The following is a 25,112-nucleotide window of genomic DNA, read 5'->3' as shown; positions in this document are numbered from 1 at the left end:
CTGCTGATGAGACACAGCTCAGGCACGTCTTAAACAGTTCAGGCGCCGCGGATGCGGCGCCTGAACTGTTTAATGCGCTATTTACTAGTTGCCGAGGCCAAAGGCTCGGGCTTCCTGACGCAGTCGGGAGGCTTCACGTCGACGGCCCGTTGGCCAGCAACTGATCAATACGACAAGCACCGTGACCACGATGATTACCGCGATGCCGATGGCGCTGTCCATCCAGAACTGTTCTGGGTACAGCCGGATGAGCGTATCGCTGACGCTGAAGGTCCAGGTCCCTTGGGAGAAGAACAGTGCGTGGAACTGGGTGAAGAAGGTTTCCCAACCCATCAGTGCGGACACCGCAAGTGCGGCAATCATGACCAGGGTCAAAATCGCCCCGGAGAACAGTGAACGACGCACACCCCCGGCATAACGCTTTGTCAGGTACCACAAGCCGATAATCAGCAGAATCGCCAAGACGACGCCGAGGATGTAGGCGAAGCCAATCAAGTTCTTCACGTCGACCATGTGTTGCACCTCGCCGTCGGTGAACATGGTTGATCCGGTCGGCAGCTTCAGTCCGGCCAAGTACTCCGGGCCAGCAAAGTTGTTCAGATAGTCCACGCCGTAGCTACCGTAGGTCAGTCGTTGGCCATCGGTGAAGCCAAAACTGTCGCTGGGGAATCCTGGGCGGGCGTAGGACATCGCCAAGAACGCTGGAGTTGCGATCAATCGAATCGCGGCGATCAGCGTGAGGATCGGGAAGATCAGGGCCACAATCACCTGAACGGTGCGGCCTAGTGGTGGCTTGGAGTTCAGGGCACGCTCTCGGGCGACGCGTCGCTTCACCGCGGCTTCCGAGCGTTCAGGTTCTGGCTCATAACTACCAAAGACGCGGTTGCGGGCCTGTGCCACAGCGGCTTTGGTGGTCGGAAGTGACCCGGTTTTTGGAGCCACCGATACCGGCGGAACCTGCTGTTCGGCAGTGGTGCTTTGCTCTTCAACCCGTGGCTGAACGCTGGTTGCTGGTGCTGCGTTCTGAGTCTTGGCCTGCTTTTCGGCCTCGATCTCATGAGGAAGCTTGATGGCGCGAATAACGTCTTCCACTGGTTCTTTGGCCTGCGGCTTAGCAGCTGGCTTTGCGGGCGCAGGCTTGGCGGCTGGTTTTGTGGCAGCTGGCTTGGCTTCTGCGGGTTTGGCGGGTGCTGCTTTACCTGCCGTGGCCTTGGCCGCAGGTTTGGCTGCGGCAGGCTTTGGAGTCGCAGCCGGCGCTGCAGATTTTGCCGGAGTTGCTGGTTTGGCCGGTGCACCCTTAGCTGGCTCTGGCTTTTTTGCCGGCTCGGGCTTCGTGGCAGCAGCCTTGGCATCATCGGGCTTCGCCGAAGGTTGTGCCTTGCCCGACATGGCCCGTCGCACTGCTTCCCTGCGTGCTTCTCGTTCCGCTGCTTCGCTAGCAGCTTCTGCTTGGGCCTGATTCTTGTGGGCTTCTAATCGCGCAGCAAGTTCTTCAGCTTTTTGGCTCAGAGACGCCTTCGGTTTTGGCGCACCTTCAGGGCTATTAGATACGGGCTCGCCCGCATTTCCTTGCCCTCCGGTAGGGTTTTTCGCCGCCTCAGCCATGAGCAGACCTCCTGCAATTCGCGCGATGGTGTGATGTTTTAGGGTAATTGGCAAACCGCTGAGGGCCTACGCGCCTTCAGCATATCCACCTGACAGGCCGTTACGACGGATTACCACACCTAAAACATGTTTCGGCTAAGACACAAGCACAAACGCAGGTGAAAAATTCTGTAAAAGAAACTTACTGATCTTTATCCGGTAGGACGGCCAGACGCACTCGCGAGTCAAAGCGTTGATTGCGGTTTTCTCGGGTCCGGATTGAGTCGGCCGGAGAGCTGGCGGCATGACGGGGTTCGCGGGACTGTGGCTGCCGATCGCGCACCGCATCAACTAACGCGTTCAGTTCATCCTCTGGTTCCAAAACCTCAGGCAGGGCCCCGCGGATCAGATTCCAACCGCTAGGCACGGTGAGGCGATTGGCGTGCCGGGCACACAGGTCATAGCAGTGCGGTTCTGGATAGGTCGCCAGTGGACCTAATACAGCCGTTGAATCTGCATAAACGTAAGTGAGGGTGGCATAAGCTGCTTCACGGCAAGCCGGGCGAGAACAAAGACGATGACCTTCCACGCTGTCCATTCTACTCGTGGCAGGCTCACTAGCTGGGATCTAGGCGTGCATTTGCGGGGCGATACGCTGCCAATCTCTGAGCAAGGGATAGGCTGAGGTGATGAACTCCAAGTTGCCGAATCAACCCAGCGGCCCACGGCGCAATCGTCATGGCCGGGGGCGTCGGGGGCCATTGATTCCGATGCATCTTCCTGCCTACCGCTCACGACAGGAACGATTTGATGACGCAGTCATGGCCAGTGCACAGCGGCTCTCCGAACGCTGGCCGCAAAGAATTGAACTCATTGACTTCTTGATTGAACCGGTTCCTAGCGACAAGCTGATTGATCAGGCGCAGGCCATTGGTGATCGGATCCCCTTGGCATCGTGCGTTCCAGCCTCGGCTCATGAGCGAGCGAAGATCATCATCTTTCGGTTGCCCATCGAACAAATTGCCGATACCCCTGGAGAATTATTGGACATGGTTCACCAGTGCATCGTGCATGAGGTGGCACAGCTCTGGGTCAAACCGATTAGCGAGATTGACCCTTCTTATTTCCCGGATGACCCCGACTACGAGTGAGCCGTGGCGGTCACCGATGGTTGTGGTGCGTGGCTGGCCAGCATCAACCTGACTGCGCCAATCCATACCAACGCTGAACCCACCAGGTGGCAGACCACCAATAGTTCTGGAAGGTGCGTCAGTGCCTGAATAATCCCAATCAGGCCCTGTCCGGCAAAGACCAATACGTACATTTTTGCTTTGCGTACGACCCCAGGAACTTGTTGTGCTTCCGCGGTACGCCAGATGACCATGACGACTACCAGGGCCAGAACTGCGATCACGGCGTGGATCACGGTAATGCTCTGCCAATCAAATCCCATGCGGGGCACGTCAGCTGAGTCTCCGGCATGTGGTCCAGAACCGGTCACCGCAGTGCCAACAATGACCAACACTGCGTTGAGCGCCAGCATGATGGTGCCCAGGGATTTCAGCTTCTCGGTGCTGGTCGGTTGTTCGTTAACCATCAAGTTCTGCGTTTTATCCCAGGTGATGGCTGCCGCCGTCAATAGCAAGGTAGCTGCCAAGAAGTGCGCGGCCACCATGAAGGGATTGAGCTTGACCCACACGGTGACTCCGCCGATCACGGCGTTGAGTACTACCAGCCAGAACTGAACCCAGGCCCAGCGGGTGATGCCCGGTACCGGCTCACGCTGCAGTCGGGCCGCAATAATCACCCAACCTACCGCGGCGCAGAGCACCGTGGTCAACAAGCGGTTCGCGAACTCGATGGTGGCGTGAATGCCCATCTGAGCTGTAGGGGCCAAAGACCCCTGCGTGCACGCGGGCCAGTCGGGACAGCCCAGACCTGAACCAGTCACACGGACAACGCCACCACCAACGATGATCAAGATGGCAGCAATCATTGCGGTCAGGCTCGCAGCGCGCAGGGAACGGCGCTGCAAAGTGATTCGGCTAGCTAGCCAGCCGAAGGGGGTAACCATAAAACTTATTCCTTGGTGACGGGAAGCTACCCGCCGATATTCACCACAATGCCGTCGCGACCGGCATTAGCCTGGGGCATGGCAGCCCAAGCGATAGTCCGTTCGGAGCTGAGAGTCAGCTGTCCAATGTAGGTATTCGCGTCGGTCGAGAAAATCACTGCCTGCGCGTCATCCGCTACGGACTTAGGGTCAAACACAATGCTTGAACCTGCGTTAATCTCCAGCTTAGTGCTCTTATTGAGCTTACCGTCTTTACTCACGACGGTGGCTTCAACCGAAGAGTCAGAGTCAACGGCCGCCAAGGCGAACTTTCCGGTGCCATTGGCTGGGAGCGGCATTGCCTGCGTTCCGGCAAGCACATTGGAACTTGCTGCCCATGCGGTATCCGAGGAGTCCTTCGGATCACTACCACGGACCATACGTACCGATGCGGTGACCGGGGCATCGGACTCCACCACGATGGTGTAGTAGCCGCCGGCAAGTTGTTTCAGGCTTTGGATATCGGTGGCGTTGGAGGCCACTGCCAGATTGTCATCAAAGCTGGCCGCGACTTCACCGTCCTTACCCAGAACCTTGACCTTGTACCCAGCTCCAGAAGAACCAGTGGCCGAGACGTGCAACTGTGGCACGAGCGAACTATCGTCCTTGCTCAGCGCGTCAACATTTGATTTCTCATCAATCCATACGCCCGGGATGACCTGAGTATTAGATGCCGAAGCGTTAGCAGCGACCATATCAACACCCGAAGGGGTCAAGCCACGCAATGCTGCCTGCTGTACCGACGCGGTGATCTTGCCACCAATGCTGGTGACCTCTGCAGAGACCGAATCCATATTCTGGGCATAACCGCCGAGCACCAAGGTGCGGCTCTCCCCCGGAGCAAGCACGATGCTCTGCAAGGTCGGAGTATCAATCAGGCCCTCAGGTCCACGCAAGCGCACGGAAATCTGTGCAGTGGTATGCGTTGGATTCGAAAGGTTCATCAGGCTGGTAGAACCGGTGCTGGTTTGCAGCCCGGTAAATCGCCAGTTAGATGCTGGTGCCTGACAGGTTGAGGTGGCCAGGCCCGCCAGGTCTCCATCCTTGGCTTGGTAGCTACGCAGTGCACTACCTTCAGAGGCCAAACCGCCTAGTGGCTGCAGCGAGTACATCTGGGCTTTATCAAGATCATTCACCGTGGAGATCTTGCTGCTTCGCCCCGTCTGCCCGGCATCGTCAGATCCGCGCGCTTCAGCTGCGTCGGCTTCTGCGATGCGATCGGTCAGTGAACGCTGCGAGCTACCATCAAGATTGGCGAATGAAGAACCCGGGATGCGCTTGGCCAAATCTGAGACAGCAACGCTGCGCAGGTTGCTGGCCACGTCCTTGGCACCGGCAGTAAACTGCGGATCCGTTCCGTCAACGCCCTTAAGTAGTTGCGGTGTTGGCGCGCAGATGCTGATGGCGTCACCGGCTGGCAGATTGGTCACTGCCGCCGGTAGGGTCTTTTCCGCAGCCTTGGGAGCAATGAGCGACCCGCCACCCACGACGGCACCGGCAGCGAGTACTGCAGCAAGACTCAAAAGTAATGCACCGGTTTTCTTGCGCGTGGACGCGGTAGCCGCGTCCTTACTCGCAGCGGCGCGTGCCTTATCTAGTTTTTTGCGTCGAGCACTGACTTGTTTGTCGGTGGCCTTGCTGTCGGTGTTAGCTTCGGTGGCCTGGGCTTTTGATGCCTGCTCTTCCTTAGCTGCCTCGGCTGCTCGAATCTTTTCTAGTTTGCGGCGACGCTTTGCTGCCTTAGCGTTCTCTGGTTCCTGATCGGTGGATGCAGTTTCCTTTGAAGCCGAGGTACTGGTGGCCGGTGCTGAAGCATCCTTGGAGGCTGCTGCAGCGGTTACAGCCACGGCAGGAGCTACGGCCGGCGAACCACTTTGCGAAGACTCACTGGCTTCGGTGGCCTTCTCAGCGTTGTCATCCGCCGGTGTAGCCGACTTTTTCTCTTCTACAGGCTTTTTAGGCTCGGCCTGAGAACTGGAGTTCACCGGCTCATCTGTTGAAATGACGCCGGCTGAATCTTGTGCAGGAACAACATCAGATTGATCCTTCTCCTCAGCCTTAGCTTCGGATGGAGCATCGGTTTTTGCATCAGTTTTTGCAGCGGTTTTCAATGCATCACTGTTGCTGTTCGAAGGATCCGATTCCTTGGTTGGCTCTGTCTTTGCCTCTGGGGTCGAAGCAACGGCAGGCTTGGCAGAGTCCTTCGAGGTAGGGTCCTGCTTGTCTTGCGTGTCCTGCTGCGCAGCCTTGGCAGCAGTTTTAGCTTCGGCCTTGGCGCGCTGCTGTGCTTCCTTGGCGCGAGCCTTTTCCAGCTTGGCATCCACCTTGGCTTTGGCTTTGATGGCCTTTTGCTCAGCCCTGGACAGCGCGGCAGAAACCGGCTGTGGACTTTGAGCGCCGTCTTCGGACTTAGCCACTGGTTTTGGCGCAGGAACTTGTTCGACTGGCTTGTCAGCAGAATCCGCTGAGTTCACGTTCTTTTCGTCGCTCACTACTTCTTCTCCTGCTCGGCTTCATCGTCCGAAATTCGGTCGTTGAGCTTCGGGGTCAAGTTTTCTCTGATCTCGTTGGCACGTTCGCGGGCTTCACGGCGACTACGTGGCAAAGTACCAGTTGCTGTGGAAGGGCCCTGAACTTCTGCCGCGGCAAGAACTTCGGAACCGTCCGCTAGTTCCTCATTCTCGGCACGTGGCTCACGGAATCGATAGTCACTATTGCGATAGTTCGCAAAGCGACGCGAGCTAGGCACTGGAATGGCCAGCAATACCGTGATCAGTAAGATCACGCCACCAAGGATCAACATTGGGGTCGTCATGGTTTCCTTGTGCGACAACGTCAGTTCGCCACCGGTAGCCGGAATTTCAAAGGCCTGTGCCCAGCGGGTCTCAGAATCTTCTGGATAAGCCACCGAGCGTAGTGACTCACCGTCAAGGCTGGCGCGCAACTTTGGATCAGCTGCGGTAGCCAGCACCAAAGTACGTTCCGAATCAGAAGCCGGGACCTGAACCTTATTGATCCGTCCATGATCGCTTGGCAGTACCGTTACGGCACCGTCCTTGTCGATGATGCGTGCGAAACCAGTACCTTCGGTGTCGGCTGAGGTGCCGTAATCCACACGCCAGAGCCAGCCACTATCAGTCTGGCCTACCGAGGCCAAGCCGGTGGCAGCATCCAGGGTGCGCACAGTGGCGGGCACCGATTCGCCGGTTTCGTTCAACACGATGTAGCCAATACCCAATTCGCGCAAGGAATCACGAGAATCCAGCGCAGATTCGGATAGGAGCATGGCAACAGCCTTGCTTTGTACCGAAGCGGTAATGGATCCTTCATTGCGTTCCGGGTTCAGCAGACTACCGGTGAGTTGCTTCACCTGTGAATACCGGCTGATGCTGTCCAAGGTTTCGCCGGAGCCGGAAACCAGCTGGCTATCTATTTCACCGGAAGAACGTGGGCTGAGCACCAGGGTGCGTTCTTGAAACTCCGAACGACCAGCATCAGCAGCCGTGGCCGGCAAGGTCCGTGGTTGCGAAGAGCTCACCTGTTGGGTGTTCACCAGCTTGGTCAATGATTCTGAAGACGCAGTGGGGTTCAGTTGGGTCGCCAAGAGTACCGAGCCGGATGCCAGAACTGCCACGACTACAAGGACAGCCATTGAACCAAGAACCGCACGAGAAGCACCGGCGCGAAGAGCGCGTGGCTTATCTTCTTGTCGCAACGCTGCTAGAGCGTTGGCTGCTGATGCCATGAAGGCGAAGGCTACGAAAGAAACAAAAGGTCCGGTGTAGGCGGTGACCGTGGTGTGCGAATCCATGGTGACCGGAATAAAGCCAACACCCCAGCCTGCTGCCAATGCCAGGACTGCGCCGAAGAGCAAGCGGCGCGAATTACGACGCATGATCACGCTGTTACTGAACGCTGAGCTCAGCGTTCCCACGACGGCCAAGACGATCACCGGCGCACCGATCAATAGTGCTGCCACCAGTGCCCACGGACCAGTTGGGAGCATGTCCCAGCCCACCAGACCGGCCTGCGGATCAAATGCTTCTGGGAAGCCCAGCAACATCTGCCATGGGGACGCAGGTGAAAACGCGGTACCTGCACCTGGTTCGGTAAATAGCAAACGCGATTCGCTCAACGCAGCAATCAACAGTGGAAGGTTCCAGACCAACGCTGGCAAAGGAATCCACCACAGGCTACGAGCTCGTTGCAGCGCGCTGAGGGCCAGGACATAGATCAGCACCGTCAGGGTCAGGAAGAACGCCATGGAACCTGCGGAAATTGCCCACAATAAGAGGGCTGCTGAAGCCGAGGCAGTCCATGCGGAAACGGAACGTTGTTTAGGTGTTTTAGGTTTGGCCCCTTCAACACCCACGTGTGCGTTCATAGAACGCAGTACTGCGAGAACAAACAGTGGCAAAAGAATATGCACGAGGGCTGAGCCAACTCGACCCGAGGCCAATGAGGAGGTCAAGGACGGAAGTAGTGCCCAGATCAGTGCGGCGAAGAATCGTACGGCGCGTGAACGGCTCACGGCTCCGATCCCCCACCAAGCGGTGAACGCGGCCAGTGGCATCGCAGCCAGGAACAGGAACGCGGAAGCCTGGTTGGCATGGCCAAAGGTCACCAGTGAGAACAGCCAGAACAACATATCCGAGTTATCTGGCGGTGCGCTTAGACCGGTGGTGATGTTCTGCCACCACGACAGCGCGTTGGCGCCGATTTCTTGTGTGCTCTGCGAGAACGGACGCAGGGCACCACCGGAGAGTGCTGAAGCGCCAATGACGTTTCGCCAGGCAATCATGGAGGCCGCTACGGAGAGCAGAAGTGCCAGGATCAAAGAAAGCACCGCGGTGGTACGCGGTGGACGGGCGATGCGCACAAAATCCGAGAAGTTATCGCCACTGGGTTCAACCGTGGCATCTGCACCGCTACCGTCACCGTAAACATCTGCGTCGTCGCGGCCAGTATTGAGGTTGCGACGGTATTCGCGGACCTGGGACGCAGACGTCATCAGCTTGCGCACCTGTCGGCGCGGAATCTGACGAATATCGGCGACGTTTCGGCGTGAGCTAGCGAGCTTGCCCGGGGTGAACAGGCCTCGTAGCGTTGCGCCGAGGTGGCTGAATCCATGACCGGGGTCCTTGGCCAGCAGCGCCACCAGTAAGTGGCCGATGCCGCTCAATAGCAGACCAATCCATAGGAATGGCAATACCAACGGGGAAGCAAACTTCAGGCGTTGGAAGACTTCTGATCGTTTGGCTTCGCGTGGTCCAGCCAGGGAGTTAACAACCTCAACCTGGTGGTACATCTTTGCGGCCGGGACCACCACCACGCGGTGTCCAGCCAGGCGGTTTCGCCAGCACAAATCGACATCATCACCACGGCCGGGAATGGCCGGGTCAAATCCGCCGAGGTCTTCAAAGACCTCACGGCGGATGAACATGCCAGCCGAGGATACTGCGAAGTAGTCGCTGCGGCCGTCGTACTGTCCCTGATCGACTTCGTCGGTATCGATCATGGTCAGGCGCTGAGCTTTACGGTCAACGCTCAACCCCACCTCAACGAGGTGACGTGGGTTATCGATGTCCAACAACTTACAACCGGCAATGGACACGGACTCAGAAGCTTCAACCGTCCGTGTGAGGTGCTCGAGCGCATCTGGTGCTGGCATCGAGTCATCGTGGATGATCCACAGCCATTCGTCGCGGTCTTGGCGTGCTTCAGGCAATTGCGAGACGGCAACTTCCAGCGAGAGGCCCAAGGACCCCTCGTCCGCGACTAGTAGAGCCGCGTTGGAAGGCAGGTTGGCCCGCAGTACCTCCAGTGAAGCGTCGGAGGACGAAGCGTCCACTCCGACAAAGCGTTCAATGGGCCGCGACTGGTTGCGAAGTGCGGCTAAAGTGCGTGGTAAAAAGTCAGCGCCATCGTGCGAGGCAACGATGGCGGTGACGTGAATTGGCGGACGAATTAGATTGCTCGTTTCCGTAGACGGCGACGTTCGCGCTCTGAGAGCCCTCCCCATATGCCGAAGCGCTCGTCATTGCTTAAGGCATATTCTAGACATTCGGAACGTACAACACATGCGCCGCAGACACGTTTCGCGTCGCGAGTTGAACCACCCTTTTCAGGGAAAAACGCTTCCGGGTCTGTTTGCGCACACAGTGCGCGGGCCTGCCAGCCCAGTTCGCCCTCATCAACTTCGCCGCCAACACCAAGCCATACGGCTTTGATGGTGTCGCGTACTTCATCGTCCTCGTCAAGCTCAGGCGCCCAGGAGCCAACTGAAGGTATTTCTTCAGCATCTGGTGCCGTGTCGTGTTCTTTAAGAAAGTTATCTGCTGCTGTCTCAAGATCAGCTGCTACTGCGACACGTGCGGATTCACCGGCTTGAGGGTCGACAAACCAGTCTGACGGTGCGTCTTCGAGCCCGTATTGAGCGGACGCCACAGCCGAGGTCGAAAATTCGGAGTACCCCTGCTCCAGATTCGCCATGGTGATGTTGACCTTTCGATTGGTTTGAGTGGGTAGGGTCATCTATGATCCCTAACCATCCGGCAGCATTTATTCCATCAATCTAGAGAATGTGATGGATCCCGCCGGACTCACCCTCTAATTACATCGGTGTAACTCCGCTAGAGTCAAGTGGGGAGGTCATTCTAAGAAGACTTCTCAGGAAACTCTCGGCACAACACGCCGTTAAAACAGGCAGATGAGACGGGCGAGTCTCCACTTCCCTGAATTCTCGGTGAATTCTCAGTATCTAGTTTTAAAGGACGTTCAATGAGCAGCAATCAACGACAAGGAACTTTCGTCGAGGAACTACTTGCACCGCGCCGAGCCCTAGCTACGCCGTGGCTCACTTGGCATTCATTGAGCGGAGAACGCATCGAGCTTTCGGGCCGAGTGTTTGACAATTGGGTAGCCAAAAGCGCCAATTTGCTCAGCGACCTTTTTGACCTCGACGAAGACAGTACCGTCGTAATTGATCTCACCGCGAACTGGAAGTCCCTCGTCCTGGCATTAGCCGCGTTGCACCACGGAGCCACCCTGGTTGATGCCGAGCATCAAGATGCCGCCCAAGCAACACTGTGGATCACTGCCACACCACAAGATGAGCACATCCCTGCAAGCAGTGAGATCCTCGCCGTGAACCCGGCAGCTCTCGCGCTGTCCTTCGGCTCAGATCTCGGTGCCGTTGCAGAGGACTTTAATGCTTCGGTGCGTTCGTATGGTGACCAGTTTTATCCCTCAGCGCTCTCTTCAACCACGATGGCACTGAAGAGCAATGTCGGGATTGCGATGACACTCGACGAACTTTTTGGGCAGTCCGTGGAAGCTCGCGGCACGATCTTGGTGCGCGCCCAACAGCCTGTACTGACCCTCTTGCCGTACTTAGTTAGCCAGTGGTCTGCCGGTGACGCTGTAGTGCTCGTTGAGGATGGTCTAGAAGTTACTGATCGTTTGCGCGAGGGCGAACGGATCAGCTTCGACTACGAACCTGCCCGCTAGCGCAGAGCCCTAGGCATGGAACCGGTATCGGTTGATTCAGCGGAACCATCGGCTGAAGCACCGGTATCGGTTTTAGGCAGCCCAAGAATTTCGTGATCGTGGGCGAATTCTTCTTCCTGATCCATTTCCTTGCCAAAGACCCAGAAGCGGTAGGCGAAGAAACGGAAGATGGTACCCAAGATCAAACCAACAACCGAACCAGCAATGAACACTGACGTCGGATCGGTCAGACCCAGCCAGTACTTGGTGACCCACACACAGGCGGCGGCGATACCCAAGCCGATGGCGTTCATGATGATGAACATCACCAGTTCGCGCACCACGTTGGCCTGGCGGCGATGCCGGAAGGTCCAGTAGCGGTTGGCTACCCACGAGAAGATGGTTGCCACGACACCGGCAACAATCTTCGCCTTAACCTGCGAGTCGCTCATTGAGCCATGAAGTAGCCAGACATAGATGCCCGAGTCAATGACGAACGCGACGCCACCAACGACGCCGAACTTCGCAACTTCACGCCAGAACAGCGAGATGAGTCCGGCAATTTTTGATTTGATGCGTTCGAGCAAGGGTCCTCCAGGGAAAAATTTCCCGTCTGGCTAACAGTTACAGGGCGCGCAAACTACAACTCGGCGCACGCGATTTAGTTATTTTATCGGTAATTTCTGGGGATTGACCGAATTGTGAGAGTAATCAGACATCTCGCATGCGAATCTACACCCTGCTTTCGATACCCTTGATAACGTGAGCTTTCCAAAAATTGGTGTGATTGGTGGCGGGCAGCTAGCCCGAATGATGGCCCCTGAGGCCCTGAACCTAGGATTTGAACTTCATATTCTGGCCGAAGGGCCTGACGTTTCGGCTGCCCGGAGTGTGCCGGACGCACCGGTAGGTGACTACAAAGATTTAGAGACCTTGCGCGCTTTTGCCAAGGATAAAGATGTTGTCACCTTTGACCATGAGCACGTCCCCAATGAATTTTTGACCACCCTGATCAATGAGGGGGTCAACATCCAGCCGCGCCCGGCCGCATTGATCCACGCGCAGGACAAGTTGGTCATGCGCCAGGCCATTGAGCGTCTAGGCCTGCCCAACCCTGCCTGGGCCAAAGTAGAAAACGTCGAAGAGCTCATCAGTTTTGGTGAAGCAACCGGCTGGCCCATTGTGCTCAAGACCCCACGCGGTGGCTATGACGGCAAGGGTGTACGCATGCTGGATAACGTTCAGGATGCCAAGGACTCCGCCGACTGGTTTGCCAACGGCCCACTACTGGCTGAAGACAAAGTCGATTTCTCCCGCGAACTTTCCGCATTGGTGGCCCGCACGCCTTCAGGCGAAGCCAAGGCATGGCCAGTAGTTCACACCATCCAGGTTGATGGTGTGTGCGACGAAGTCATTGCCCCGGCTCAAGACCTCGATCCTGCCATCGCTCGTAGCGCCGCTGAGGCAGCCCTGCGTATTGCTGAAGAATTTGGTGTCACCGGTGTTATGGCTGCGGAGCTCTTCGAAACTCCGGGCCACGGCGCAGGCTTTGTGATCAATGAGTTGGCGATGCGTCCGCACAACACCGGGCACTGGAGCATGAACGGATCAGTCACCAGCCAGTTCGAGCAGCACCTGCGTGCAGTGCTGGATCTGCCTTTGGGTGAGACCCGTGAACTGGGGGTCACCGTGATGAAGAACTATCTCGGTGGTGCCAACCAAGATCTCTTCTCAGCTTTCAGCGCTGCACTGGCCGCGGCCCCAGAGGTGAAAGTTCATGCCTACGGCAAGTCCGTTCGCCCAGGTCGCAAGATTGGGCACGTGAACGTGGTGGCAAACGCTGGGCAAACGGTGGATGAACTTCGCGTGCAAGCTAACAAAGTTGCCGCGCTGATCCGCGACGGCGTGGATTCTAAAAACTAACCTCTATTTCAGTAAGAGTCGCTGTTCACATCTGAACAGCGACTCTTATCAACGACACACACAAGGATATTTCTGATGACCGAAACACCTCTTGTCGGCCTAGTTATGGGTTCGGATTCTGATTGGCCTGTCATGCGACTGGCAGCCCAGGCCCTTGCCGAGTTTGGAATTCCTTTTGAAGCCGACGTGGTTTCTGCTCATCGGATGCCTACCGAAATGATCGAGTACGGCAAAAAAGCTCACGAACGTGGACTGCGCGTGATCATCGCCGGCGCCGGTGGCGCTGCGCATCTGCCGGGAATGCTCGCAGCTGTTACCCCGCTTCCTGTCATCGGAGTTCCAGTTCCACTAGCTAAACTTGATGGAATGGATTCTCTGTTGTCCATCGTTCAGATGCCAGCAGGAGTCCCCGTCGCAACCGTATCCATCGGTGGAGCACGTAACGCTGGCCTGTTGGCTGTGCGCACTCTTGCCGCCGGAACTGACGAGCTTGCACAGTCGTTACAGGTAAAGTTGCTTCAGTTCGCAGATTCTCTGCGCGAGTCAGCCTACGCTAAGGGCGCTGCACTGCGCGAAGAAGTTGCCAACGAGAATTTCGCCTCCTAGGGAAAGTCACACAAGTACATGGGTTCTGCCAGTCACCGCGCACCAAGTCCGTTGCGCCAGCCGGAGACGATTAGCGCTCCGCAACGCAGCAAACGTGCGCTGATCTTGGTCCTTCTGACCATCTTCTTCCCCGGCAGCGCTCAGCTGATCGCCGGTAATCGGAAGCTCGGAAGGCTTGCGGTCTCCATTACGATGCTGTGCTGGGTTGCCATCCTTGGCATCGTGGCCATCTACTTCATCGATCGCTCGATCCTCTTGGGTTGGGTCGCGCATCCGAATTTCCAGATGTTCTTGATCATCGTGCTCGGCACGCTGGCCGTTGGCTGGTTCATCATGTTCATCAACACCCTGGTGATCATTCGGCCCAAAATGCTTGCTCCTGGCATGCGCGCCATCGTCACCGTTTTCACCCTGGCTGCGGTCGTGGCCACCAGTGGCGTGTTTATTTATAGTGCGTCCATCTTGAACACGGGTCGCGAGACCATTGTTTCGGTCTTCGACGAAGGACCAGCCTTCGACCCAGTTGACGGTCGCTACAACATCGCCGTGTTTGGTGCCGACTCCGGCTCAAACCGTGACGGTGTGCGTACCGACTCAGTGGCACTACTTTCGGTGGATGCCAAGACCGGTAAGACCCTGCTGATCTCGATCCCCCGTAACTTCCAGAATGCGCGTTTCTCCGATGACTCACCGATGAAGCAGTTCTGGCCAAATGGCTATAACTGTGGTGATGAGTGCATCTTCAACGCGATCTACCGAAATGCTGTCGACCAGCATGCCGATGCTTTCCCTTCAACTGTGAAGAACGTGGGCGCGCAGGCTGCGATGGATGCGCTGGAAGGCACCACCGGACTGTCTGTACAGGGTTACGTCATGGTGGATATGGCTGGCTTTGAGCAGTTCGTGGATGCGCTGGGTGGAGTGACCATCAATTCCGGTGGTTGGGTTCCTTACAACGGTAAGCGTTATGAAAACAGCACCGTGCGCACCCACTGGTTTGCCCCGGGCACCCAGACCTTCACTGGCAAGCAGGCCCTGTGGTTTGCTCGTTCGCGTGACTTCACCGACGACTACCACCGCATTAAGCGTCAGCAGTGCCTGCAGCAGGCCATTATCAAGCAGTTCACGCCACAGACCATTCTGACGAACTTCACCAGCATCATGTCTGCCGGTGAGCAGTTGGTGGAAACAAACATTCCTGCTGGCCAGCTTGGCTCCTTCGTGTCCCTGGCTGAAAAGGTTTCTTCACAGCCGATGGCCCGACTGACGTTGGGCGCGCCCGACTTTGCCCGAAATTTCTCTACCTACCCAGACTTTGATGAACTTCAAGAACGTATTCAATCCGTGATTGCTAAGCAGTCCCAGAGCGATACGAAGAAGACTGAGAAGTCTGAGTCCACTAAGAAGAGTGAAGACTCTTCGAAGTCTGCAGAGTCTTCCGAGTCAGCTACGAGCTCGGCAAGTGAAGAAAGCGACGATTCTAGCGATATCAATAACGCTCCGAAGCTTTCCAACGGTAGCGAACAAGAATTCACGCAGCCTGATGGTAGCCCCATCACTGAGGAATATTTGGTACAGCTGGAAATGGCTGGGTACACCACCCGCATTTCACAGATTGCCGCTAATAACGACGAATGCTCTGTTCCGTAAACGGTTAAGCCCCCCGACCGCAACGCAACCCAATCACAGTTCTTGAAAGGCTATGGTCAAACAACGTGTTCGAGTTGAAAAACGCGATAAGGGATTACCACTGGGGTTCTGAGTCTCAGATCTCGGATTTGCTGAATCTGCCTGCGGAAACCTCCCCGCAGGCAGAGATGTGGCTAGGCGCGCACCCAGGTTGCCCTAGCCGACTGGCTGATGAAGACATTGCACTGCATGACTTCATTGCCCAAGATCCAGAACAAGTACTAGGTGCAACAGCTGCGCAACGATTTGGCCGCCTGCCCTATTTGTTCAAGGTTCTCTCGGCAACCCAGCCACTGTCGATTCAAACGCATCCAACCCTCAAGCAAGCCCAAGAACGTTTTGCCTTGGAAAATGAGAGCGGCAAGCCGCTCGACGCGGCTGACCGCAACTATCGGGATGATAACCACAAGCCAGAAATGCTTTATGCACTCACTGACTTTGTGGCACTGTCTGGCTTCCGCCAGCCCAACCAGATCATCAATGATTTGCGCGTGCTTGCTGCACAGCTTCCTGCGGATAAGACCGGTGAAATCGAAACCATCATCGGTTGCTTGCAAGATCAAGACCCGCTGACTGCCACCTTTAAGCACGTGCTAACCGCCGGAGAACCTATCGCCGAGACTGTACAGGCAATTTGTGGTGCCATCGAAGACTCGGCGCAGTTGCAGGCTAACGTGCACTTCGCCGAGCTGGTGTCGATCAACAAGATTTACCCTTCAGACCCAGGAGTGCTTGTCGCACTGCTGTTAAATCTGGTCTTCCTGGAGCCTGGCCAGGCCATTAGTTTAGGCGCTGGCAACGTTCATGCGTACCTGCGTGGTTTGGGCATCGAGGTCATGGCGAACTCGGATAATGTGCTTCGCGGTGGATTGACCAGCAAGCACATTGATGTCCCTGAGCTGTTGGATGTCACCATTTCCCAGCCCTCCCCTGCACCGATTCTTGAACCGATTTCATTGGATAACCATGATCGTCTGTTCAAGCCGGAATTCGAAGAGTTCCAGTTGCAGGTGTTGGATCCTCAGGATGCTGGCCTCGCATCGGCTCTTCAGCTGCACGGTGCCGCTGTCATCCTTTGCACCTCCGGCGAGTTCTTGATCAAGACCCAAGAGGGAGAGCGAAGCATCACTCGTGGGCAGTCGCTATTCGTTACCGCTGCTGAGCTTCCGGCGACAGCAACGCTTCAAGGTGAGGACAGCGGACAGCTCTTCGCTGCCAGCGCGCAGATCGATTAGAGCAGTGCTCGGTTCTGCAGCAGGACCGAATTGAACCAAAAAACGACGATGGCCATGAACCTTTGAAAGGTTCATGGCCATCGTCGTTATCAGCAAGATTTAGCGGGTGTAAGCTTCCCACTTGTCCTGGTGGTGCTCGCCCTCAACAAAACGAATCGTTCCGGACTTCGCACGCATCACGATCGACTGGGTGCTGATGCGGTTGCCCTTGTAACGCACGCCACGCAGCAGATCGCCATCGGTGATGCCGGTGGCTGCGAAGTAGCAGTTATCCGAGGTCACCAGGTCGTTGGTGGTCAGAACGCGGTCCAGCTGGTGGCCGGCGTCCAGGGCCTTCTGCTTTTCGTCATCATCCGTAGGCCACAGGCGACCCTGGATGACACCGCCCAGTGCCTTGATAGCGCAGGCGGTCACGATGCCTTCTGGGGTTCCACCGATACCCATCAACGCGTCAACACCAGTTCCCTCGCGGGTGGCCGCGATGGCGCCGGCTACGTCGCCGTCCATGATCAGCTTGGTGCGGGCACCTGCTTCACGGATTTCTTCGATCAGCCCAGCATGACGTGGACGGTCCAAGATGGTGACGGTGATCTGGCTGATCTTCTTGCCCTTAGCCTTGGCAATCAAATGCAGGTTCTGCTTGACCGGCAGTCGCAGATCAACGAGGTCTGCGGCTTCAGGGCCGGTAACAAGCTTTTCCATGTAGAACACTGCCGAAGGGTCAAACATGGAGCCACGGTCGGCCACAGCCAACACGGACAGTGCGTTGTTCAAACCCAGTGCGGTCAAACGGGTTCCGTCGATCGGGTCTACGGCTACGTCGCATTCTGCGCCGCTACCGTTGCCAACCTGTTCCCCGTTGAAAAGCATCGGGGCTTCGTCTTTTTCACCTTCACCAATGACAACAACGCCATTAAAGTTCACGGTGGAAAGTAGACCGCGCATTGCATCCACTGCAGCACCGTCAGCTGCGTTCTTGTCGCCGAATCCAACCCACGGTGTGGATGCGATAGCGGCAGCTTCGGTAGCTCGCACCAGCTCCAGTGCTAGGTTGCGGTCCGGTTCCGCGTCGGTCACCGACAGTCGCGGAGAAAGGTGGGCATAATTGTTCTTTTCGGTCACGAAAGATCCCATCACTGAGTCGTAGTCATTGCGCCTATGCAAACATCCCTATTCTATCCCCTTAGAAATTCCGTTGACAGTTCGTGTCGTCATTCCATGATGAAGACAACGTGGGATGTGGCACGCTGGTTCGAATTACACAGAATATTCGGGGAGAATGGAAGACGTGCAACTTGAGAACAACAGTGGAAACGCCGTGCCAGGAAACGAGCCATCGGAGAAGACTTCCGAAGCAGAGCCTTCGTCACGCCGTGATCTAAATGATCCAGAAGCAACCTTTGACGATTTGCCGTTTAAGCCACAGCTCACCGAGAAGCAGGCCAAGCGAGCTAATCAAACGTTCAAGGGCATGGTGCTCTCGGTCGGTTTTACCCTCGCTGTTGTTATCCCTTTGGTGCTGCTCAACCCAGCTCCCAAGGACGAGGCCTTCGAGAGCAAGGTAAACCTGCAACAAACGGCCGAGCAAACGGAACAAATCGCTGACTTTGATGTCTTCGCTCCAGATCTGAGAGACGGACAGTACGCCAATTTTGCTCGTTGGCAGGCAAACACCGCTCAGGGCGTGCCGTATTGGGAGTTCGGCATCGTTTCGAACAATAAGGATTTTGTTTGGGTGCGTCAGGCTGCTGAAGCAAACCAAACATGGATCGCTTTGACTACAGACACCGCTACTCCCACCGGCACCAAGACCATCGGCGATTGGGAATGGGAAGTTCGCGCCAAGGACGAAACCACTTACCTGATTTCCGAGCAAAAAGATTCAACCCTGATCCTCTCGACTGACACCTCTGAAGAAGAGCTTGAGAATGTTGCAAAGCTGGCCGAATCAACATTGAGCTAATCAGTTTATGACAACATTCTGACACCGAATATTCGATAGTCGAACATCTTCCCGTAGAATTTTGACTATGCCAACTGAATCAACCGCCCGGACCCTCTCGCCAAACGAGGCCTGGGAAAAGCTCCACGCTGGAAATCTCCGTTTCGTCAACGACGATACTGAACACCCTAACCAGGACAGCGCCCGACGCCAGTCACTGCTTAACGGCCAAGAACCTTATGCAGTGATTTTCGGTTGCTCCGATTCGCGCCTCGCTGCCGAAATCATCTTCGATGCCGGACTGGGCGACATGTTTGTCGTACGTACAGCAGGGCACGTCATCGATCCCGCCAGCTTGGGTTCACTGGAGTTCGCCGTTGACAAACTCAACGTTCCATTGATCGTGATCTTGGGCCACAACAACTGTGGTGCCATCACTAGTGCCATCACGGTTAAAGAAACCGGCGAAATGCCCAAGGGATTCGTCCGCGACCTAGTCGAGCACATCACCCCATCGGTACTCGCGGCCGAGCGTAAGGGAATCACCGATATTAACGGCACCGGGGTAGAGCACGTCAAGCAGACCACGGACCGCCTCGTTGATCTGTCCACCATCATTGCGCAGGCTATCGAAGAGGGACGCACCGCGGTTGCTGGCGTGACCTATCACCTTCACGATGGTCGGGCACAGCTGGTTTCAAGCTTGGGGCTGGACTAAGGAACATCCACTGGGTGAGAACCACCTTGTAGATCGCTCTTTTATTCCCATTTAGTCGTACTTCACCCATGAATGTGACATTTACGTCAGGCTTCTGTCCTTTAATTGCATTCAAGGCGTAATCTGGGCACATGACTAACAGTGACGAATTCCGCATTGAACATGACACCATGGGTGAAGTCCGAGTTCCAGCTCAGGCTTTGTACCGCGCTCAAACCCAGCGCGCGGTCGAGAATTTTCCAATCTCAGGAAAGACGCTAGAGTCATCACACATCAAGGCTCTGGCTCAGGTCAAAAAGGCTGCCGCACAGGCAAACCTGGCCTTGGGCGTACTGGATGCTGAACGCGCCGAAGCGATCAGCAATGCCGCTCAAGAGGTCGCCAGCGGTAAGTATGACGACCAATTCCCTATTGATGTTTTCCAAACTGGTTCGGGAACCAGTTCAAATATGAACACCAATGAGGTTCTGGCCGAACTGGCCACCCGAGCACTGAAGACGAAAGGCAGCGACACCGAGGTCCACCCCAACGACCATGTCAACGCTTCCCAGTCCTCCAACGATGTTTTTCCAACCTCGGTCCATGTGGCTGCCACCGGTGCACTGATCAACGATCTGATCCCCGCACTGTCCCAGCTAGCTACCGCGTTGGAAGCAAAGTCCGCTGAATTCAAGGATGTTGTTAAGTCCGGTCGTACGCACCTGATGGACGCCACCCCGGTCACGCTGGGCCAGGAATTTGGTGGCTACGCCGCTCAGATGCGCTACGGCATCGAGCGAGTCGAAGCAGCCCTACCTCGCGTTGCTGAAGTACCCTTAGGTGGCACTGCAGTAGGCACGGGCATCAACACCCCCGAAGGCTTCCCACAGAAGGTCTTGGAATTCCTTCGTGAAGATACCGGGCTGCCCATTACCGAAGCCCGCAATCACTTTGAAGCACAGGCCAACCGTGATGGCCTCATCGAGGCGTCAGCCGCCCTGCGCACCATCGCCATCTCGCTGATCAAGATCGCTAATGACCTGCGCTGGATGGGTTCTGGTCCAAACACCGGTCTCGGAGAAATCTCCATACCGGATCTGCAGCCAGGTTCTTCGATCATGCCAGGTAAGGTCAACCCGGTGATTTCTGAGGCCACCATTCAGGTCGCTGCCCAAGTGATTGGCAATGACACCGCGATCTCGTGGGCTGGCACCAATGGAGCCTTTGAGTTGAATGTTGGCATCCCTGTGATGGCGTCGAACCTATTGGAGTCGATCCGTCTGCTGACTAACACCAGTACCGTGATGGCCGAGAAGATGATTGATGGCATCAAGGCCAATGTTGAACGTGCCCGCTTCCTGGCTGAAGCTTCGCCATCTATCGTGACGCCGTTGAATAAGCTCATCGGCTACGAGAACGCGGCGAAGATTGCCAAGAAGGCTGTGGCCGAGGGTCTCACCGTTCGCGAAGCAACAGTTGCTCTGGGCTTCGTTGAGCGCGGTGAGGTCACCGAGGCCCAGCTTGATGAACTACTTGATGTCTCCACCATGGTGGGCAAGCACTAACGCTTCTGCCATAGCAACAATGGCCCGTCGCTATTCGGATCAATGATCTCGGATAGCGACGGGCCATACTTCGTTCACTTCAGCGTGATCCAATAACGACGCACATCGCCTTGCACACCAAAGAGCGGGCCAACCTCGTTATGGGGCCTAATGCCTTCAAGTACTCCTGCGCAGGATTCAATGGTGCGCGCCGATCCAATGTTGGAGTCATTGCAGGTAATCAGAACTCGTGGCAAGCCAAGGTCACGTGCCTGCTCTAACGCTCCGGCGAGCGCCAGCTTGGCTAGGCCCCTGCGCCTGGCACTTGGCCGGATGCCGTAGCCAATATGGCCGCCGACTTCCTTGAGATAGTCGTTGCCTAGTTCATGTCGCAAACTCACTGCGCCTAAGTACTGCTCGTTTTCCACGACCCACAGGGTGCTCTGTGAAACGAATCCCGGCAGGGGTGCGAAATCTGGATTGGCTAAATCTTTGAGCAGTTGCACCCACAAGCCAAAGTCTCTGGGGTTGGCCAGGTCCCAGCCGTATTTCTCGGCGAAGAACATCGAGGCACCGTCTTGGTCTACACCGTTCCATTCGGCTGTGCATTGCATAAATGAATCATGCAGGTCAGCGGATGGTTCTTGGAGGCGTATCTGATTCATCATGCCAGCTTAATACCGATCGATCTGGCATCTCGTATTTAGAGGCGCGAAGAAGAAAATGTTCCACATCACTTAAGTTGCACTCTACATAGCAGAGTGCAATACTGCACTATATGAAAGATAGTGCAAAACGCGAAGTGAGTGTGCCTTGCAAGGCACCGACCTTGAGCGGGCGCATGCAAAAAACTCGAACCTCCATCACGCGCCATAGCCGTGATCTCACAGCGGAGTTCGGCTTTAGCGGATTCACCATTGAGCAGGTCTGCGAACGAGTGGGCATTTCACGCCGCACATTCTTCAACTACTTCCCCAGCAAGGTCGATGCCGTCTTTGGTCATGACTCCGATGCCATGCCAGAAGGCTTCATCGAACGCTTCATGGAAGCTCGACCGAAAGGCATCACCGGAGTTTCTCCAACCCTGCTGGCTGATTTAGTGGAGATGTCCGTCGAGCGACTGAACTTTGATGAGGCAGAAATCGTGAGCATTCACGGGTTCTTCACCATCGCTCATCGTGAGCCAGAACTGCTACAACACATGATCCAGTCTGGGCCTAAAAAAGAAGCAGAGTTTCGTGAGCTCATCGCCTCGCGAGAGGGAATCGATCCACAAGATCCGCTGCTCTCAAGTCTTTTGCACCTCCTGAAACACACCACCCACCAAGCCATCGAAGCTTATGTCGCAGGTTCCGGTCAGCGTCCGCTGGCTGAGGAGTTCTTGGAGCTCATGGGGCGGATGCAGAGCATCATGGGCCAGCCACTTCGCCGCAACAACAACGACTAACTACCTTTTCCACCACATCTCGCAAGGATCTTAATGACTACCACCAGCTCCCGGAAAACCCCGGGTGATGCGCCACTGGTACTAACCCAGCGGCGCATCTGGATTATCTTTTCCGCACTGATCGCGGGCATGCTCCTGTCATCCCTGGATCAGACCATCGTCTCTACCGCGATGCCAACCATCGTTGGCAAGCTTGGTGGCGTTGAGCACCAGGCTTGGATCACCACGGCGTACCTCTTGGCCACGACCATTGTGATGCCAATTTACGGCAAGTTCGGTGACGTTCTCGGACGTCGAAACCTGTTCATGATCGCCATTGCCTTATTCACCTTGGCTTCCCTCGGTGCGGCGTTCTCCACCACGTTCTGGATGTTTGTGGTTTTCCGTGCCATCCAGGGTCTAGGTGGCGGTGGTCTGATGATTCTCTCGCAGGCCATCATCGCTGATATCGTCCCAGCTTCCGAGCGCGGTAAGTACATGGGTCCACTGGGCGGCATCTTCGGTTTGTCGGCCGTCGCCGGTCCACTGCTCGGTGGCTTCTTCGTTGACCACCTGACTTGGGAATGGGCTTTCTACATCAACATCCCAGTGGGTATCGCAGCGTTTGCCATTGCCTGGTTCGCTCTGACCCTGCCTAACAAGAAGGCAGAAAAGAAGATCGACATCCTCGGCGTGCTCTTGCTGTCGATTGCCACGACCTGCCTGATTTTCTTCACCGACTTCGGCGGCTCGTCGGCTCACGGTTGGTCAGCTATGGAAACCTGGGCATGGGGCGCAGGTCTGATCATTGCAGCATCGCTCTTTGTCCTGGTTGAGGCTAAGGCCGAAGACCCAATCATTCCGTTGAGCCTGTTCAAGAACAAGGTCTTCATCAACGCCACCGCCATCGGTTTCACCCTTGGTATCGGCATGTTCTCGGCCATCGCTTTCGTGCCAACCTTCTTGCAGATGTCTTCGGGCACCTCGGCGGCCGTTTCTGGCCTGCTGATGGTTCCCATGATGGTCGGCATGATGGGTACTTCCATCTACTCCGGTATCGCGATCTCCAAGTCCGGACGCTATAAGGGCTACCCGATCGCCGGAACCATCGTCACCATCGCAGCCATGCTGGCATTCACTACCCTGACCGCACAGACCCCACTATGGCTCATCTGCGTATACCTGTTCGTCCTCGGCGCAGGCATGGGCTTGATCATGCAGGTCGTTGTCTTGGTCGTTCAGAATGCTGTCGGCCCAGAGATGGTCGGTACGGCGACCTCCACCAACAACTACTTCCGTGAAGTAGGCGCTTCCCTGGGTGTAGCCATCTTCGGTGCCTTGTTCACCAACCGTCTCTCCGAGAAGCTCCTTGAGGTCTTCTCCAGTGCGGGAGCCAGCGCAGCTGATGCTGGTCAGGCGACCTCTACCTTGGATCCGCAGACCCTGTCTTCACTGCCAGACGCCTTGCGTGATGGCATCGTGGATGCCTATGCCAGCTCCTTGGCACCAGTCTTCTGGTACCTGATTCCGTTCTTGGTTGTGGCGTTTGCTTTGGCACTGCTCCTCAAGCAGGTACCTCTGTCGGATACCGCAGGCATGGTGGCTCGTGGCGAAGCTATCGGCGGCGAAGAAGCTATCGCCTTCGAGGAAGCCCAGCGCTCGGGACAGGCTGACACTGCAGATATTGCCGATACCGCAATGGAGTCTGAAGGTAATCTCCTAGTTGCCGAACGAACTAGAGAAGACGGCGACCTACCGGAAACGAAATAACGTTCAGGTACATTACCGGCGCTAGTCGCTAGAAAGCCTCGGGGCACGAACTGTTCAGTTCGTGCCCCGAGGCTTTTACGGTTTTGCTAGGCGAAGTAGCCGCCTGGACGAGGATCAAGAGCCCAGGACAACGCACGCTCATGAAGCGGTGGAAGCTGCGGACGATCCTGCAAATCGAAGTAGCCCACTTCCAAGTTTTCGTCGTCGTTGATTGTCGCTTGGCCAGAGAGGTGGCGGGCTTTGAAGACGACATCAAGATATTGAGCGTGATCTCCATTGGGGTAGACAGTTGGGGCTGTCACTCCTACTCCAATCAGGTCCGTCACCTCGCACTTCACCCCGGTCTCTTCAAGGACTTCACGCTGGGCGGTGTGCGAGGGTTCTTCTCCCGGATCAATGATGCCAGCTGGCAATGTCCATAGACCGTTATCAGCTCGGCGTACCAACAACACTTGATCGCCTTGGAACACGACGACTTTCACCCCTGAAAGCCAGAGCATCTCATGACCTATATGCGTGCGAAGGTTACTGATGAATTCGGGAGTTGCCATATTTTCATCGTGCCACAAGCAGCACCGCAAATGCTCCAAGGATCATGAACGGCCCGAACGGTACCGCCGATTTGAGGGTCAATTTACGCACAATCACTCCCCCAATCACCCAGAGCGTCGCCGCGACAAAAGTTAGCAACGTGGCCAGGAAGAGTGCGGATAAGGAATAGATTCCTAGATTCAAGCCGAGGACTCCGGCCAGCTTTACATCACCTATTCCCATAGCTCCGGCACTGATCAGACTCATCAACAGGTACCCGCCGCCGAGGAACAGCATGCCTAAGAATCCTTGCAGAATCCCCGGAAGGCCAAAGTGGCTAGCGCCCAAACTTAAAATCAGAACCACGCTGGCGAGGAACCAATAGCCTACGAGTCGATTCGGCAAACGATGGCTAGAAATATCTTCCTTGGACAACAAAAATCCAAAGACAATAAAGCAGAGCAATTGGAGCGCCACGACGACGCCTTCAACCGGCCCACTCTGGGCAACGCTCCAAATCTCTGACATGTATAGAGCATAGGCATCATTCGAAAGTGACGGGAT

At 56.0% G+C, this 25,112-nt stretch carries 22 protein-coding genes; 11 read left to right on the top strand and 11 right to left on the bottom strand.

Going from position 1 to position 25,112, the window contains the following annotated elements; translation table 11 throughout:
* Positions 1–84: 84 nt before the first annotated feature.
* Together QMQ05_RS03755 and QMQ05_RS03750 are read right to left on the bottom strand one after the other, a co-directional pair.
* A complete protein-coding gene (locus QMQ05_RS03755; RefSeq protein ID WP_345473124.1) occupies positions 85–1,605 on the bottom strand; it encodes a TIGR01906 family membrane protein in 1,521 nt (506 codons plus the stop codon).
* Between the two features lie 181 nt (positions 1,606–1,786).
* Positions 1,787–2,173 carry a DUF3499 domain-containing protein gene (locus QMQ05_RS03750; protein WP_345473122.1) on the bottom strand — a complete coding sequence of 129 codons (387 nt, stop codon included), beginning with the start codon at positions 2,171–2,173 and terminating at the stop codon, positions 1,787–1,789.
* Positions 2,174–2,273: 100 nt separating this feature from the next.
* Between QMQ05_RS03750 and QMQ05_RS03745 the strand changes: the two genes are divergently transcribed.
* Positions 2,274–2,735: a metallopeptidase family protein gene (locus tag QMQ05_RS03745; protein ID WP_345473120.1), complete on the top strand. Its 462-nt coding sequence runs from the start codon at positions 2,274–2,276 to the stop codon at positions 2,733–2,735.
* On the opposite strand, the gene QMQ05_RS03740 is transcribed toward QMQ05_RS03745, so the two are convergent.
* From QMQ05_RS03740 to QMQ05_RS03725, 4 genes are read right to left on the bottom strand one after another with little or no spacing between them, the layout of a single operon-like run.
* Positions 2,726–3,658, bottom strand: a complete 933-nt coding sequence (locus tag QMQ05_RS03740; RefSeq protein WP_345473118.1) for a COX15/CtaA family protein — start codon at positions 3,656–3,658, stop codon at positions 2,726–2,728. The two genes, QMQ05_RS03745 and QMQ05_RS03740, sit on opposite strands and share 10 nt — an antisense overlap.
* Before the next feature lie 26 nt (positions 3,659–3,684).
* On the bottom strand, positions 3,685–6,189 hold the full coding sequence (locus QMQ05_RS03735) for a DUF5719 family protein (protein ID WP_345473116.1): 2,505 nt from the start codon (positions 6,187–6,189) through the stop codon (positions 3,685–3,687).
* Entirely contained in the window at positions 6,189–9,719 is a 3,531-nt protein-coding gene (locus QMQ05_RS03730) for a glycosyltransferase family 2 protein (RefSeq protein WP_345473114.1), read from the bottom strand. The genes QMQ05_RS03735 and QMQ05_RS03730 overlap by 1 nt, the downstream gene beginning before the upstream one ends.
* The gene (locus tag QMQ05_RS03725) at positions 9,665–10,189 is read right to left on the bottom strand and encodes a WhiB family transcriptional regulator (protein ID WP_345474617.1); all 525 of its coding nucleotides are present in this window, start codon (positions 10,187–10,189) and stop codon (positions 9,665–9,667) included. The genes QMQ05_RS03730 and QMQ05_RS03725 overlap by 55 nt, the downstream gene beginning before the upstream one ends.
* 288 nt (positions 10,190–10,477) lie before the next feature.
* Here QMQ05_RS03725 and QMQ05_RS03720 point away from each other — a divergent pair, with 288 nt between their 5' ends.
* Positions 10,478–11,206: a TIGR03089 family protein gene (locus QMQ05_RS03720; protein WP_345473112.1), complete on the top strand. Its 729-nt coding sequence runs from the start codon at positions 10,478–10,480 to the stop codon at positions 11,204–11,206.
* Here the strand turns inward: QMQ05_RS03720 and QMQ05_RS03715 are convergent.
* On the bottom strand, positions 11,203–11,772 hold the full coding sequence (locus tag QMQ05_RS03715) for a GtrA family protein (RefSeq protein WP_345473110.1): 570 nt from the start codon (positions 11,770–11,772) through the stop codon (positions 11,203–11,205). The genes QMQ05_RS03720 and QMQ05_RS03715 overlap by 4 nt on opposite strands.
* 175 nt (positions 11,773–11,947) lie before the next feature.
* On the opposite strand from QMQ05_RS03715, the gene QMQ05_RS03710 reads away from it, so the two are divergent.
* The 4 genes from QMQ05_RS03710 to manA all read left to right on the top strand — a co-directional run bounded on the left by QMQ05_RS03710 (position 11,948) and on the right by manA (position 16,638).
* The gene (locus QMQ05_RS03710; RefSeq protein WP_345473108.1) at positions 11,948–13,108 is read left to right on the top strand and encodes a 5-(carboxyamino)imidazole ribonucleotide synthase; all 1,161 of its coding nucleotides are present in this window, start codon (positions 11,948–11,950) and stop codon (positions 13,106–13,108) included.
* A gap of 75 nt (positions 13,109–13,183) precedes the next feature.
* A complete protein-coding gene (purE, locus tag QMQ05_RS03705; RefSeq protein ID WP_345473106.1) occupies positions 13,184–13,714 on the top strand; it encodes a 5-(carboxyamino)imidazole ribonucleotide mutase in 531 nt (176 codons plus the stop codon).
* 18 nt (positions 13,715–13,732) lie between these two features.
* Positions 13,733–15,364, top strand: coding sequence for an LCP family protein (locus QMQ05_RS03700; protein WP_345473104.1), 1,632 nt, complete (start codon positions 13,733–13,735; stop codon positions 15,362–15,364).
* A gap of 65 nt (positions 15,365–15,429) precedes the next feature.
* A complete protein-coding gene (manA, locus tag QMQ05_RS03695; RefSeq protein WP_345473102.1) occupies positions 15,430–16,638 on the top strand; it encodes a mannose-6-phosphate isomerase, class I in 1,209 nt (402 codons plus the stop codon).
* 99 nt (positions 16,639–16,737) lie between these two features.
* Here the strand turns inward: manA and glpX are convergent, their stop codons facing one another.
* A complete protein-coding gene (gene glpX / locus QMQ05_RS03690; protein ID WP_345473100.1) occupies positions 16,738–17,772 on the bottom strand; it encodes a class II fructose-bisphosphatase in 1,035 nt (344 codons plus the stop codon).
* A gap of 145 nt (positions 17,773–17,917) precedes the next feature.
* On the opposite strand from glpX, the gene QMQ05_RS03685 reads away from it, so the two are divergent.
* From QMQ05_RS03685 to QMQ05_RS03675, 3 genes are all read left to right on the top strand, one after another.
* Positions 17,918–18,601 carry a DUF4245 domain-containing protein gene (locus tag QMQ05_RS03685; RefSeq protein WP_345473098.1) on the top strand — a complete coding sequence of 228 codons (684 nt, stop codon included), beginning with the start codon at positions 17,918–17,920 and terminating at the stop codon, positions 18,599–18,601.
* A gap of 67 nt (positions 18,602–18,668) precedes the next feature.
* Positions 18,669–19,298, top strand: a complete 630-nt coding sequence (locus QMQ05_RS03680; RefSeq protein WP_345473096.1) for a carbonic anhydrase — start codon at positions 18,669–18,671, stop codon at positions 19,296–19,298.
* A gap of 131 nt (positions 19,299–19,429) precedes the next feature.
* The gene (locus tag QMQ05_RS03675; protein ID WP_345473094.1) at positions 19,430–20,842 is read left to right on the top strand and encodes a class II fumarate hydratase; all 1,413 of its coding nucleotides are present in this window, start codon (positions 19,430–19,432) and stop codon (positions 20,840–20,842) included.
* Positions 20,843–20,916: 74 nt separating this feature from the next.
* Here QMQ05_RS03675 and QMQ05_RS03670 read toward each other — a convergent pair whose 3' ends face one another.
* Complete coding sequence (locus tag QMQ05_RS03670; RefSeq protein ID WP_345473093.1) at positions 20,917–21,489, bottom strand: GNAT family N-acetyltransferase; 573 nt, start codon at positions 21,487–21,489, stop codon at positions 20,917–20,919.
* A 173-nt stretch (positions 21,490–21,662) separates the two neighbouring features.
* Between QMQ05_RS03670 and QMQ05_RS03665 the strand changes: the two genes are divergently transcribed.
* Entirely contained in the window at positions 21,663–22,268 is a 606-nt protein-coding gene (locus QMQ05_RS03665; RefSeq protein ID WP_345473092.1) for a TetR/AcrR family transcriptional regulator, read from the top strand.
* 33 nt (positions 22,269–22,301) lie between these two features.
* On the top strand, positions 22,302–24,017 hold the full coding sequence (locus tag QMQ05_RS03660) for an MDR family MFS transporter (protein ID WP_345473091.1): 1,716 nt from the start codon (positions 22,302–22,304) through the stop codon (positions 24,015–24,017).
* 86 nt (positions 24,018–24,103) lie between these two features.
* Here the strand turns inward: QMQ05_RS03660 and QMQ05_RS03655 are convergent, their stop codons facing one another.
* Positions 24,104–24,568, bottom strand: coding sequence for an NUDIX hydrolase (locus tag QMQ05_RS03655; protein WP_345473089.1), 465 nt, complete (start codon positions 24,566–24,568; stop codon positions 24,104–24,106).
* Between the two features lie 4 nt (positions 24,569–24,572).
* Positions 24,573–25,076, bottom strand: coding sequence for an A24 family peptidase (locus QMQ05_RS03650; RefSeq protein WP_345473087.1), 504 nt, complete (start codon positions 25,074–25,076; stop codon positions 24,573–24,575).
* Positions 25,077–25,112 lie beyond the last annotated feature (36 nt).

This window comes from Glutamicibacter sp. B1, from assembly GCF_039602135.1.
Taxonomy (GTDB): Bacteria; Actinomycetota; Actinomycetes; order Actinomycetales; family Micrococcaceae; genus Glutamicibacter; species Glutamicibacter ectropisis.
This window is presented reverse-complemented; position numbering and strand designations above follow the sequence as displayed.